The organism is Kitasatospora sp. NPDC030952, assembly GCF_055571335.1.
On sequence record NZ_JBVIFM010000018.1, the window covers coordinates 48,224 to 60,848 of the forward strand.

The 12,625-nt window shown below is 72.2% G+C and carries 7 protein-coding genes and 1 pseudogene; all 8 read right to left on the bottom strand.

The features are described 5' to 3' along the window. Positions 1-789, bottom strand: a pseudogene (locus ACZ47G_RS27635) (ABC transporter ATP-binding protein); the annotation flags it as partial. After that, positions 786-1,778 carry an ABC transporter permease gene (locus tag ACZ47G_RS27640; RefSeq protein WP_465747122.1) on the bottom strand — a complete coding sequence of 331 codons (993 nt, stop codon included), beginning with the start codon at positions 1,776-1,778 and terminating at the stop codon, positions 786-788. The gene ACZ47G_RS27640 and the pseudogene ACZ47G_RS27635, both read right to left, overlap by 4 nt. Then, the gene (locus tag ACZ47G_RS27645) at positions 1,775-2,650 is read right to left on the bottom strand and encodes an ABC transporter permease (protein ID WP_465747124.1); all 876 of its coding nucleotides are present in this window, start codon (positions 2,648-2,650) and stop codon (positions 1,775-1,777) included. The genes ACZ47G_RS27640 and ACZ47G_RS27645 overlap by 4 nt, the downstream gene beginning before the upstream one ends. A gap of 20 nt (positions 2,651-2,670) precedes the next feature. Then, the gene (locus ACZ47G_RS27650; RefSeq protein WP_465747126.1) at positions 2,671-4,350 is read right to left on the bottom strand and encodes an ABC transporter substrate-binding protein; all 1,680 of its coding nucleotides are present in this window, start codon (positions 4,348-4,350) and stop codon (positions 2,671-2,673) included. 177 nt (positions 4,351-4,527) lie between these two features. Further along, complete coding sequence (locus ACZ47G_RS27655) at positions 4,528-5,787, bottom strand: ATP-grasp domain-containing protein (RefSeq protein WP_465747128.1); 1,260 nt, start codon at positions 5,785-5,787, stop codon at positions 4,528-4,530. Between the two features lie 176 nt (positions 5,788-5,963). Further along, positions 5,964-8,096: a prolyl oligopeptidase family serine peptidase gene (locus ACZ47G_RS27660; protein WP_465747130.1), complete on the bottom strand. Its 2,133-nt coding sequence runs from the start codon at positions 8,094-8,096 to the stop codon at positions 5,964-5,966. Beyond that, positions 7,993-10,068 carry an MFS transporter gene (locus tag ACZ47G_RS27665; RefSeq protein WP_465747132.1) on the bottom strand — a complete coding sequence of 692 codons (2,076 nt, stop codon included), beginning with the start codon at positions 10,066-10,068 and terminating at the stop codon, positions 7,993-7,995. The genes ACZ47G_RS27660 and ACZ47G_RS27665 overlap by 104 nt, the downstream gene beginning before the upstream one ends. A 160-nt stretch (positions 10,069-10,228) precedes the next feature. Beyond that, complete coding sequence (locus ACZ47G_RS27670) at positions 10,229-12,583, bottom strand: tetratricopeptide repeat protein (protein ID WP_465747134.1); 2,355 nt, start codon at positions 12,581-12,583, stop codon at positions 10,229-10,231. Positions 12,584-12,625: the final 42 nt, after the last annotated feature.

Genomic DNA, 12,625 nt, shown 5'->3' on the forward strand with positions numbered 1-12,625 from the left:
CAGGCGGTCCGGCAGTGGTCCGTCGATGCGCGGCACGCAGGCCAGCAGGCCGCGGGTGTAGGGCTGTTGGGGCCGGTGGAAGACGTCCCGGACCGGACCGCGTTCGACCGCGCGGCCCTGGTGCATCACCACGACCTGGTCGGCCAGTCCGGCGACCACGCCCATGTCATGGGTGATCAGCATGATGGCCGTGCCCTTCTCCTCCCGCAGCTCGCGCAGCAGTTGGAGGATCTGCGCCTGGACGGTGACGTCCAGCGCGGTGGTCGGCTCGTCGGCGATCAGCAGGTCGGGTTCCAGGCACAGGGCCATCGCGATCATCACCCGCTGCCGCATTCCGCCGGAGAACTCGTGCGGGTAGCTGCGGGCGCGCCGTTCCGGTTCCGGGATGCCGACCCGGTCCAGCATGCCCACCGCGACCCGGTGCGCCTGTCGGCGTCCGGCGCGGTGGTGCGCCCGGTACGCCTCGGCGATCTGGAACGCCACCGAGTAGTACGGGTTGAGGCAGGACAGCGGGTCCTGGAAGATCATCGCGATCCGGTCGCCGCGCAGCCGGCGCAGCGAGCGCCGGTCGAGTGCGGTCAGCTCCCGCCCGTCGAAGCGGATCTCGCCGCTGACCCGGGCGTCGCGCAGCAGGCCGAGGACGGCGAGGCTGGTGACCGACTTGCCGCTGCCGGACTCCCCGACCACGCCGAGCACGTGACCGGCGTCCAGGTCGAGGTCGAGCCCGTCCACGGCGCGGACGCCGGAACGGAACTCCACGGCCAGGTTCCGTACCGTCAGCAAGGTCATCCGACGGCCCTCACTCTCGGATCGAGCACGGCGTACACGAGGTCCACCAGCAGGTTGGCGAGCACCACGAAGGAGGCGGCGAACAGCGTCACGCCGAGGATCACCGGCTGGTCGGCGGAGGCGATCGCGTCGGCCGCGAGCTTGCCGACGCCCGGCAGGCCGAACACCGACTCGGTGATCAACGCGCCGCCCAGCAGGGCGCCCAGGTCCATGCCGAAGATGGTCACGATCGGCATCAGGGCGGGCCGCAGGGCGTGCCGCCGCACGACCGTGATCTCGGGCAGGCCCTTGGCCCGGGCGGTGCGCACGTAGTTCTGGCCGAGGCTCTCCAGCATCTCGCCGCGGGTGACCCGCGCGTAGATCCCGGCATACAGCATGGCCAGCGTGATCCAGGGCATCACCATCGACTGCGCCCAGCCGACCGGATCGGCGGTGAACGGTACGACCTGCGGGTACGGCAGCAGTTCGAGCCGCACCACCAGCAGGTACTGCAGCACCAGGGCGGTGAAGTAGATCGGCAGCGAGACCCCGCCGAGAGCGGCCGTCATCGCGGCCCGGTCCCACAGGCTGCCGCTCCGCAGGGCCGAGACCACGCCGGCGCCGACGCCGACGGCGAGCCACAGCACGGCGGCGCCGACGGCGATCGAGAAGCTGACCGGCAGCCGGCTGGTGAGCACCTGCCAGACCGGCTGGTTGGTCTGGAAGCTGAACCCCAGGCACGGGAAAGGGCAGTTGACGGCCTGCGCACCGCTGCCGAAGGTCCGCCCCGAGACGATGCCGGCCAGGTAGTCGCGGAACTGGACCAGCGGCGAGTGGTTCAGCCCGAGGGTGGCGCGGATCTGCGCGATCCGCTCCGGACTGCACGCCTTGCCGCAGGCGCCCTGCGCCGGGTCCGCCGGCATCAGGTAGAAGATGGCGAAGGTGGCGGCGCAGACCACCAGCAGGATGGCCGCCGTGACGGCCAGTCTTCGCAGCAGGTAGAGGATCATCGTCGCTGGCTCCGGGGGTCGAGCGCGTCGCGGACCGCGTCGCCGAGCACGTTGAAGGCGAGCACGGTGACGAACAGGAAGGCGCCGGGGATCAGGAAGTAGGCGGGGTCGGCGGCGTACCAGGGCACGGCGGTGGCGATCATCTGCCCCCAGGAGGGGGTCGGGGCCTGGACACCCACGCCGAGGAAGGACAGGCCGGCCTCGGTGGCGATGTAGCCGGGGATCGACATCGTGGCCACCACCAGGACCGGGCCGGTCAGGTTGGGCAGCACCTCGCGCAGCAGCAGCGCCCGCCGTGAGGCGCCGAGCACCCGGGCGGCCGCCACGAACTCGCCCCGCGCGAGCACCATCGCCTGTCCGCGCACGATCCGGCCGACGTACGGCCAGCCGAAGAAGCCGAGGACCACGACCAGGAGCAGCCTGCGGTCCACGCCGGGCGCCGCCGAGATCAGCGCGATCATGAAGATCAGGCTGGGAAAGGACAGCAGCAGGTCCATGGTGCGTCCGATCGCGGTGTCGACCCACCCGCCGAAGAAGCCGGCGACCAGGCCCAGCACCGTTCCCAGCACCACCGACAGCACGGTGGCGAGCACGGCGATCAGCAGTGACACCTGCGCGCCGTACACCACCCGGGCGAGCACGTCCCGGCCGTTGACCGGCTCCACGCCCAGCCAGTGCCGGGTGCTGATCCCGCCCGCGGCGCCGCGCGGCAGGCCGCCGAGCGCCGGGTCCACCGCATCACCGTGGAAGGCCGTCGGCGAGCTCCCGGCGATCCAGCTGATCAGCGGCGCGGCGACCGCGACCAGGAGCAGCACCGTCACCACGGCCAGCGCGAGGGCCGCCGAGCGCTGGGCCGACAGTCGTCGCCACACGGTCGTTCGAGGCAGCGCGGTCACTTGCGCAGCCCCAGCGAGACCAGGTCGAGCCGGCCCACGTAGGCGATGTGCCCGTACGCTCCGGCGACGTCCGGACCGACCAGGATCGGCGCCTTGTCCCACAGGAACGGCACCACCGGGGCGTCCTGCGCGATCTGCCGGGCGAGCTGCCCGTATGCCGCCCGGGCCGCTTCCGGGTCGCCCATCGCGGCGATCTCGTCGATCCGCGCGTCGACGGCCGGGGAGTCGTACTGCGCGTAGTTGTTGTTGCCCTGACCGGTGATCAGACGGCCGTCGAACACGATCGGCAGGTACGTCGAGGCACCGGGCCAGTCCGGGGACCAGCCGGCGATCACCAGGTCGTGCTCCTGGGAGGTGTTGCCGACCGTGCTGTAGAAGGCCGAGGAGCTGATCTCGTCGATCTTCACGGTGATGCCGGCCCGACCGAGCGAGGCCTGCACCGCCTCGGCCTGCGCCTTGCCGGCGGCCGAGGCGGGCGCGTCGAGGGTCAGGGTGAGGCCGGAGGCGTGTCCCGCCTCGGCGAGCAGCTCCTTGGCCTTGCCCGGATCGCCCTTGCCGTCCTGGCTCGGGTACGGGTCCTCGCTCTGGTAGCCGAGCGAGGGCGGCAGCAGGCTGGTCGCCAGGTCACCGGCGATCGGGCCGCCGCGGGTGGTGCGCAGGGCGTCCTTGTCCAGCGCGTACGCGATGGCCTGCCGCACCCGGACGTCGTCGAGCGGCTGGTGCCTGGTGTTGATGCTCAGGTACCGGGTGTTGATCGAATCACCGGTGACCAGCCGGCTCTTCACCTGCGGGTCGTTCAGCACCCGCCCGACCGAAGCCGGGCCGATCGGCTCGAACGCGACCGCGTTCGCGTCCTCCCCCTGACCGGCGATCAGCCGCTGGTCGACCACCGCCGCGTCCAGGCCCAGGTCGATGACGACCTTGTCGGGCAGGCCCTTGCGGACGGTGTCGGTCGCCGGGTCCCAGTCGGTGTTGCGCACCAGGGTGAGCTGCTTCTTGGGATCGAAGCCGTCGATCTTGTACGGGCCGGAGGAGAACGGCCTGGAGTCGTAGGTGACTCCGGTGTCCTTGTCCTGCGGCACCGGGGCGAACATCGGGAGCGACACCGCCGAACCGAAGTCGGCCACCGGGCGGTTGAGATGGAAGACGATGGTGCTGTCGTCCGGAGTCCCGATCGAGGCCAGGCCGCCCGGGTCCTTGTACGGCCCGTGGTAGCCGTCGCCGCCCACCAGCCACATCCGGGCGTACGGCGGCCCTTCGGGAAGCTCGGCGGCGAAGGTCCGCTCGACCCCGTACTTGATGTCCGCGCTGGTGATCGGGCGGCCGTCCTCGAACTTCACTCCCGGTTTGAGGGTGAAGGTCCAGGTCTTCGCGCCGTCGCTGGGACGGCCGGTGTCGGTGGCCAGGTCCGGCACGGTCTTCCCGCCCGCCTGGCCCGGTGCGGCGGCGAAGGTGGTCAGCGTCCGGTAGATCAGCCGGCCCACGTCCTGCGAGGACGTGACGTAGTTGCGCGCCGGATCGAGGTGCTCCAGGTTGAGGGTGGACAGCACGTGCAGCGTGCCGCCCTTCACCGCGGCCGCGTTCGACCCGGTCGCACCGCCGGATCCGGTACAGCCGGCAACCGACAGCAGCCCCAGGGCCGCGCCGAGGGCCAGCCCGGCTCTTCCGTGTCTCACGTCTCCTCCATGCACGATGTGACATTTCGTGTGTGGCAGGAGGATGTCCGACGGGAGGGCCTTCCAGAAGATCCCAGCACCCCATCACATCGTGTTATGGAGCACCGGCAAGGCGGGTGCTCGCACTGGTCCCGATCGGCCGGCGCGACGCGTGGCTCCGCTGTGCTCCCGGGACGGTCACTCGACCTCGTAGAAGCCGTCACCGTCCAGGTAGCGCGCCGTCAGGATGTCGTGCAGCACGGTGCTCTCCGTCTCGTGCACCAGGTAGACCCGCATCGGGTACGTCCAGTCGTCCACCGACCGGTGGATCCGGCCGCCGGGGCGGACGGTCAGGAGGAGGTCGTGGAAGCTGTCGAGGGCTTGCAGCCGCGCCAGCTTCGGGTAGTCGCGCAGGACGCCGGAGACCGGCGAGACCATGTTCACCAGCCCGGCGTGCCGGGGCAGTTCGTAGCCGCTCTCCCAGCGGGCCAGGAACCGATCCGGGTCCACGTACGCGTCGACGGTCCAGTCCAGCTGGCTCTCGCCGATCGCGGCCTTCACCGGGACGTGGAGGTCGGCGCCGCAGGCCCGGGCGGCCGTCTCGATCAGGCGCGGCCCGTGCGGGGTGAGCTTGAGCTCGGTGTGCGCGGGACCGTCGAGCACGCCCAGGGCGTCGAGGACCCGGCAGGTGTACGCGGCCAGCGCGTCCTGGTCGGCGCCGTGCCGGCGCAGCAGTGCGGCGCTGGCCCCCAGGTCGCGGACCCCGTTGGCGCTGATGTGGTGCATCTGCCAGATGTCGGTGACGTGGTGCCGGCCGCCCAGGCTCACAGTGTTCACGATGTACTCGCCGCCGACGAGGTACTCCTGGGCGAGCACCTCGCGGTTGCGGGCGCCCAGGGCGCTGTCGGCGCCGATCAGCGCCTCGAAGGCCGCGCGGACCTGCCCGGCGTCGTCGCAGAAGTGGATGCCGTCGTTGCCCGCGCTGCGGACCGGCTTCAGCACCACGCGGCCGCCGGCCTTGGCGTACCAGTCGAGCAGGGTCTCGAGGTCGGTGGCCAGGATCTGTTCGACGGCGGGGACCCCGGCCGCGCGCACGGTCTCCATCATCCGGTACTTGTCCCGGCGGGCGCTGCTCAGTTCCGTCCCGTTGGTCCGCAGCCCCAGGGCTTCGCTCAGGACGTCGGCCAGTTCGACGCCGCTCTCGATCCCCGGCAGCACGCACCCCGGCGCGAGCCGGGCGACGGCCTCGGCCGTGCGCGCGGCATCCCCGTGGTGCACGACCTCGGCGACGAAGTCGTCCGGCCGGAAGCTGCGCTCGTACGCGGGGTTGGTGGTGGCGGCGCTGCGGATGTGGACGCAGTCGAAGCCCCGCTCCCGGAAGATCGGGGCGAGGCAACGGCCGCTGGAGTAGGCGTCGACGATCGCGACGACGCGGCGGGCGGGCGGCTGGGCGGTCATGCGGACCTCATTGTCGTCAGGGATGTCGGGACGGCGTTCCGTACGGCACTCGGGGCGGTGCCCGGGGCGGTGCTCGGCGCGGTGCCCGGGGCGGTGCCCGGGACCGTGCTCGGGGCAGTGCTCGGGGCACGCTCGGGCGGGACTCGGGGCACGCTCGGGGCGGCGCGCGTGCGGCGTCAGGGCAGTTCGAGGCCGGTGTGGTGGGCGAGGAACGCGAGGGTGTCGGCGGCCAGCGCGGCCACCCGGGTGGTCGACCGGCCCCGGTGCCCCACCTCGGACTCGCTGCGCAGCAGGACCGGCGCCGTCCCGCTGGTGGCGTGCTGGAGCGCGGCGCACATCTTCCGCGCGTGCATCGGGTCGACCCGCGCGTCGTTCTCGGAGACGGTGAACAGGACGGCCGGGTACGCCTCCCCCTCCCGCACGTGGTGGTACGGGGAGTAGCCCAGGAGCCAGTCGAGTTCCTCGGGGTCGTCCGCGGATCCGTACTCGCCGGCCCACAGGTGCCCGAGCCCGAAGTGCTCGTACCGGACCATGTCCAGCAGCGGTGCCTCGCAGACCACGGCCCGGTAGAGGGCGGGCCGTTGGGTGAGCGCGGCGCCGACGAGCAGGCCGCCGTTGGAGCCGCCGTGGATCCCGAGCCGGGCCGGGGTGGTCCAGCCGCCGTCGACCAGGGCCCGCGCGGCGGCGTGGAAGTCGTCGAACACCTGCTGCTTGTGCTCGCGCATCCCGGCCCGGTGCCAGTCCTCGCCCTCCTCGCCGCCGCCGCGCACATGGGCCACCGCGTAGACGCCGCCGGCCTCGACCCAGGCCAGGACCGACGGGTCGTAGGCGGGGACCAGGGAGGAGCCGAACCCGCCGTAGCCGAAGAGGATCGTCGGCCGCGGCCCGTTGCGGTCGGGCGGCTCGACCACCAGCATGCGGACCGTCGTGCCGTCGGTGGAGCGGTAGGCGACGTGCGAACTCCGTACCTCCGGGACCCGCACCAGGCCGGGTGCGGCCGCCCAGACGCCGGTGGTGCCCGAACGCGCGTCGTAGCGCAGGATCGACCCCGGCGAGGTGCTGTCGGTGTAGGAGAACCAGGCCTCGTGACCGCCCTCCGGCCGTTCGTGGAGGCCGCCGATCGCCCCGACGCCCGGCGTCGGCACGGTACCGAGGCGCTCGCCGGTCTCCAGGTCGTGGACCGTCACCTCGTTGACGGCGTGCCGGGTCCAGCAGACCAGCAGCCGCGGCCGGTCCAGTTCGGGGCCGTCCAGGATCGCGAAGTCGCTCAGCACCGCCTCCGGGTCCTCCGGCACCAGGTCGCGCCAGGACGCGTAGGACAGGTCGGCGGGGGCGGCGACGCAGAGCCGCGAGCGCGGAGCGTCCCGGTCGGTGAACAGGTAGGCCCGGCCGTCGCGCCACACGTACAGGCCGGTGTCGGCGTCCTCCCCCACCTGGACGGGGCGGAACACCGGCTGCTGCGGCGTACCGGCGGAGAGGTCACCGAGCCAGAGGTCGCTGCGGTTCTCGGTGCCCCGGGACGCACCGAGGCTCAGCCAGCGTCCGTCCTGGCTGACCAGGATGCCGTAGTCGGTGCCGTCCGGGAGGCCCTCCCCGAACACCAGGACGTCATCCCGCTCGGGATCGGTGCCGACCCGGTGCAGGTAGACCCGGCGTCCGCGCACCGGCGGGACGGCGGTCGGTCCCTCCTCGTCGGCCGCCGGTCGCTCCTCGTCGGCGGCCGGTCCCTCCTCGTCGGCGGCGGGCAGCTCGCGGACGTAGTAGTAGGCGGCGCCGCCGGGGAGCCAGGCGACGGCCGAGTGGCGGGTGCGCGGGACGGGGCCTTCCAGCAGGGCGCCGGTGGCGACGTCCAGCACATGGAGGTGGGACTCCTCGTTGCCGCCCCGGGAGACCTTGTAGGCGAGCCGCCGCCCTTCGTGGTCCGGCTGCCAGGCGTCCAGGGTGGTGCCCCCGGAGGGGTCCAGCCGCAGGGGATCGAGGAGCACGCGCTCCTCCCCGGTCGGCTCCACGGTGAGCAGCACGGCACGCTCCTGGTCCGGCAGACGGCGGGTGAAGAACTGCCGCCGGCCCCGCCAGACGGGGGCGCCCACCGCGCCGGTCCCCAGCAGTCCGGCGATCCGCCCGCGCAGACCGGCCCGGCCGGGCAGCTCGCCGAGGACGCGGTCGCACAGCTCGCGCTGCGCGGCGGCCCAGCGCCTGGTCTCCTCACTCCGAGGGTCCTCCAGCCACCGGTAGGGGTCCTCGACCACTCTCCCGTGCAGCTTCTGCGCCTCGGAACTCCGGTGTGCGGGCGGGTAGTCGAAGGTCACTGTCCGGCTCCTCGGCGGATGGCTGCTCGACGGATCGGGCCTCGGCGGGTGGCTGCTCGACGGATCGGGCCTCGGCGGGTGGCTGCTCGACGGATCGGGCCTCGGCGGGTGGCTGCTTCGGCGGCAGGCGCTCGGCGAGGGTGTGGAACCCGCCGCCGAAGAAGACCAGGGGCGCCTGCCGCTGCCCGTACCGGTCCGGCTCGGTGCAGGAGGGGGCGTCGGTGAAGGAGAGGACCTCGGCCAGGACGATCGAGTGGTCGCCGGCCGGGACGACCGTCCGCACCGCGCATTCGAGCCACGCGGTACCGGCCTCCAGCAGCGGGGCGCCGGTGTCCTTGCCCGGTCTCCAGGGATGCCCGTCGAACTGGGCCTCGCCCGACGGCCGGTCGCGCTTGGCGAAGTGCACCGCGGTGTCCCGCTGCCCGGCCGAGAGCACGGTGATCCCCAGCGGGGCCTTCTCGGCGATCAACGCGTCCAGGCGCGAGCCGCGCTCGACGCAGACCAGGACGAGCGCCGGGTCGAGCGAGACGGTGACGAAGGAGTTGACCGTGGTGGCGTGCGGGATCCCGTCGTGGACCGTCGACGCCACCGTCACGCCGGTGGCGAAGGCCCGCCCCGCCTGCCGCACCAGCGGTGCGGCCGACGCCGGGTCGGGCTCGGCCGTCCCGTACGCCACCACAGGGGTCTCGCGGTCCTCCGGGGCCTCGGGCGCGTCGGGCGCGTCGGGAGCGTCCGGGGCCTCGGGCGCCCGGTCCCCGTGGCGGCGCAGTGCGGCGGCGCCCACCAGGGCCGAGGCCAGCGCGGAGGCCGCGGCCACCAGCAGCAGGACGGTGAAGGAACGCCGCATCGATCCGGTGCCCGTGCCGAAGCCGGTGACCGCCATGAACAGCAGGATGCTCACCGTCACGCCGGCGAAGGTCCCGAGGGTGAAGAGCCCGGACACCCGGCCCGCCACCGCGACCGGCTCGTTCTCCAGGATCCGCGACTGGAAGAGCACCGCGAACACCTGACCGGCCGCCAGCATGACGGAGCTGGCGGGGACCGCGACCCAGGCATTGGTCACGAAGGTCATGCAGGCCAGCGACCCGGCCACGACCAGGGCGGCGAGCACGCCCGGGCGCTGCCCCCGCTGCTTGCGCAGCCGCCCGGCGAGGGTGGCACCGATGACCGCCCCGGTGCCGTTGGCGAGGTTGATCACGCTCAGCCAGGTGGCGCCGCCGCCGAGGAAGTCCCGGGCGACCACGTTCGGGTAGACGTTGATGAGCCCCGCGCCGGCGTTCAGCGCGAAGACGCTGACCAGCAGCAGCCTGCTGTTCCCGGTCAGCCGCGGCCTGCCGGAGCCGGCCGCGGCGGAACCGTGCCGGGCGGTCGTCACCGCGGGCGCCGGCATCAGCCGCAGCAGCAGCAGCCCGGAGACGACGAAGGTGGCGATGTCCAGCGAGGTCAGCGTGGGCAGGTCGCTGACCTGGAGCATCAGGGGCGCGGCGGCGGTGCCCAGGATGAACATCGACCAGTCGATCCTGGACAGCGACGCCAGTGCCGCGGGCAGCCGGTCGTCCGGCAGGACCCGCCGCAGGTAGGCGGTCTGCGAGGCGGTGAAGAACGGGGTCAGCAGGCTGAGGAACGCCATCACGCCGATGGTGGCCGCCGAGGTGAAGCCGGCGCCGGCCGACACCACCACGAGCAGCACCGCGAGCACCGCGGCGCGCAGCGCGTCCAGCCCGATCAGCGTGCGCCGGGTGTCCCGGCGGTCGGCCAGCGGGGCCAGCAACCGCGAACCGAACAGGATCGGCAGGTACACCAGCACGATCGCCGTGGTGAGCACCGCGTTGGAACCGTGGTTCTGGTTGTAGGCGTAGTACACGACCCCGGTGCGGAACAGCCAGTTGCCGAACTGGCTGACCGCGTAGGCCGACAGCAGCGCGCGGAGGGAACGGCGTTCGGACGGTTCGCTGCGCTCAGCGGGTGGCACGGTGGTGCTCCTTGTCGATGCCGGCGGTGCACGCACCCGGAAGCCGCGCGCTGATCAGTCGGGGTCAGTCGGAGTCAGACGGGGTCAGAGGGGGGTCAGACGGAAGCCGATCGGATCCGATGGACGCCGATGGGCTCCCATCGGAGGTGCCGGAGCTGCGCTAATCCGCCGCGCCGGCCGAGGCTTTGGCGAGCCGGGCGTGCAGGTCGTCCAGATCGGTGGCGTCGGCGCCGCGCTCGGCGGCGAGTTCGACGTCCGCGCGGGCCCCGGCCGGGTCGCCGAGTTCGAGGCGCAGCACGGCCCGGTTGTAGGCGTAGTCCGGGTCGTCGGAGAGTTGGACCGCGCGGTCGAGGCAGCCCAGCGACTCCTGCGGGCGGCCGCTCGCGTGCAGGACGTGGGCGAGGTTGTTCCAGGCCTCGGTGAGCTTGGGGTTGCGGGCCACCGCGGTCCGCAGGCTCTCCTCCGCCTCGTCCGCGCGCCCGAGTTCGGACTGGGCCAGGCCCCGGTTGCTCCACGCCTGGGCGTTCTTCGGGTCGTGGTAGACGGCGGCGTCCAGGCTGACGAGTGCTTCGGCGGGGTTGCCCCGCTTGAGGTGGAGCACCCCGAGCCCCAGGTGCGCCCGCGCCTCCCCGGGCTTGAGTTCCACCACGCGCCGGAAGTCGCGTTCCGCGCTGTCCGAGTCCCCCCGCTGGACGTGCAGCCGGGCCCGGTTGAGGTGGGCCTCGTAGTACGGCGGGCACAGCGCGATGGCCCGCTCGTAGTACTCCAGTGCCTCCTCGAACCGGCCGGTGCGCTGCAGCATGTTGGCCAGGTCGTTGGCGTACTCCCCGTAGTTCGGGTCGAGGCCGATGGTCCGCTGGTAGACCTCGTAGGCCTTCGGGAAGTCCTTGACCATTTCGTGGATCTGCGCGGTGTTGTAGACGAGGATCGACTGGTGCAGCGCGTACTTCTCGTCGCCGTAGATCTTCTGCATCCGGTCCATGCCCTCGGTGCAGAGCGCGAGCGCCTCGTCCATTCGTCCCTGCCGGGCGCGGATGTAGGCCAGGGCGTTCTCCGCGAAGACCTTGATGTACTCGAATTTGGGGTGGTCCTGGAATTCGGTGCCGAGCTTCTCCAGATTGAGCAGGGCGAAGCGTTCGGCGGTGTCGAGGTCGGGCGGCGACTGGTAGCGGCCGTGCGCCATGCTCTGTGAATAGAGCACGGTGGGGGTGTAGAGGCTCTGTGGGAAGTGCTGGTAGAAGGCGTCCAGATACGGAATGGAGACGTGCGCCAGTCCGAGCGAGTACAGCACGAAGGACATGCGCAGGTAGACCAGGTTGTGGGTCTGCCCGCCGCCGGGGAGGGTGCGCAGCTGGGGGTCCGCCCAGAAGCGGGAGAACAGGTCGAACCAGGTGTCGTAGAGGCCGATCTCCTGGAGTGAGATCGACAGCGGGGCGAGCGCCACCATCCGGTCGGCGGCGTCGCGCAGGCCGAGGTGGTGGACGGGGTGGAGGACCTCCTCCGGCTCTCCGGCGAGTCCGGCGAGCACCTCCCGGTGGACCCTCTCCCTGGTGCCGCCGTCGTACGTCTCGTAGTTGCGCAGCACGATCGGGTCGTCGTCCGCGCAGTGCGCCTGGACGTACCGCTCCAGCAGCTCGTACCTGGGCCGTTCGCCGAGCAGGCTCAGGTAGAGGTCGAGGTGGGTCTCGAAGGTGAGGTAGTCCGGCAGCGAGACCTTGGCGTCGAGGCACCGCAGCAGCGCCGAGAGCCGGGCCGGCCTGCCCTGCGACAGCCGCCACAGGTGGTCGAACTGCTTGGCGGCCAGGGTCCCGTAGCCCCAGGCCTCGATGAGTTCCCGGGCCTCGTCCTTGGAGAGCGGCGGCAGTACGGCCTGTGCGGCGTGCTCGACGAGGCCGATGTCCGGTTCGCCGTTGACCAGCAGGACGATCCGCAGCCGGCGGCAGAGCGTGCGGCGGCGGGCGACGATGTCGAGGAACCTCATCACCGTGGGCGGGAGCCGCTCGGCGTTGTCGATGACCAGGGTGTGCGGCTGCCCGTCCCGGGCGAGGAAGCCCTCCAGGAACTCGTACACGCCGTTGAGCAGCTTGTCCTGGTACTCGTGGAAGTAGAACCTGGTCCGCTCGTCGCGGTCGGCCACGCCGGTGAGGTCCTTCGGCATCCGGTAGGCCGGGGACTCGCGGTGCGGGAAGAGCCGTTTCAGTGACTGTTCGGCGGCCGCGACCAGTTCAGGGGCCTCGGCTTCCGCGACGGCGATCGCCCGGTCCAGCAGGGGCTGCAGCCCGGCCAGGTATCCGTGGCTCAGTTTGTCGCCGTTGCCCTCCACCGCGGTACCGGCGGCCCGCCCGTTCGCCCCGGATTCCAGCCAGGCGCGCACCGTGTCGGCCTTTCCGCTGCCGTCGGGCGCGGTGACCAGGAGGAACAACGGGCCGTCCGGGTCCGCGGAATCCAGTCGCCTGTCCGCCGTGTCCAGCTCACCGAAGAAAGCGGCGCGCACCCGCGAATGAAGAGCAGTCATACTGGATTCTCCCGGTCTCCCGAATCGTCGCGTCCGTGGGAG

Bases quoted from the DNA above. Each gene is read 5' to 3' on its own strand.
- ACZ47G_RS27655 (WP_465747128.1), bottom strand. From the start codon at position 5,787: ATGACCGCCCAGCCGCCCGCCCGCCGCGTCGTCGCGATCGTCGACGCC.
- ACZ47G_RS27670 (WP_465747134.1), bottom strand. From the start codon at position 12,583: ATGACTGCTCTTCATTCGCGGGTGCGCGCCGCTTTCTTCGGTGAGCTG.
- ACZ47G_RS27640 (WP_465747122.1), bottom strand. From the start codon at position 1,778: ATGATCCTCTACCTGCTGCGAAGACTGGCCGTCACGGCGGCCATCCTG.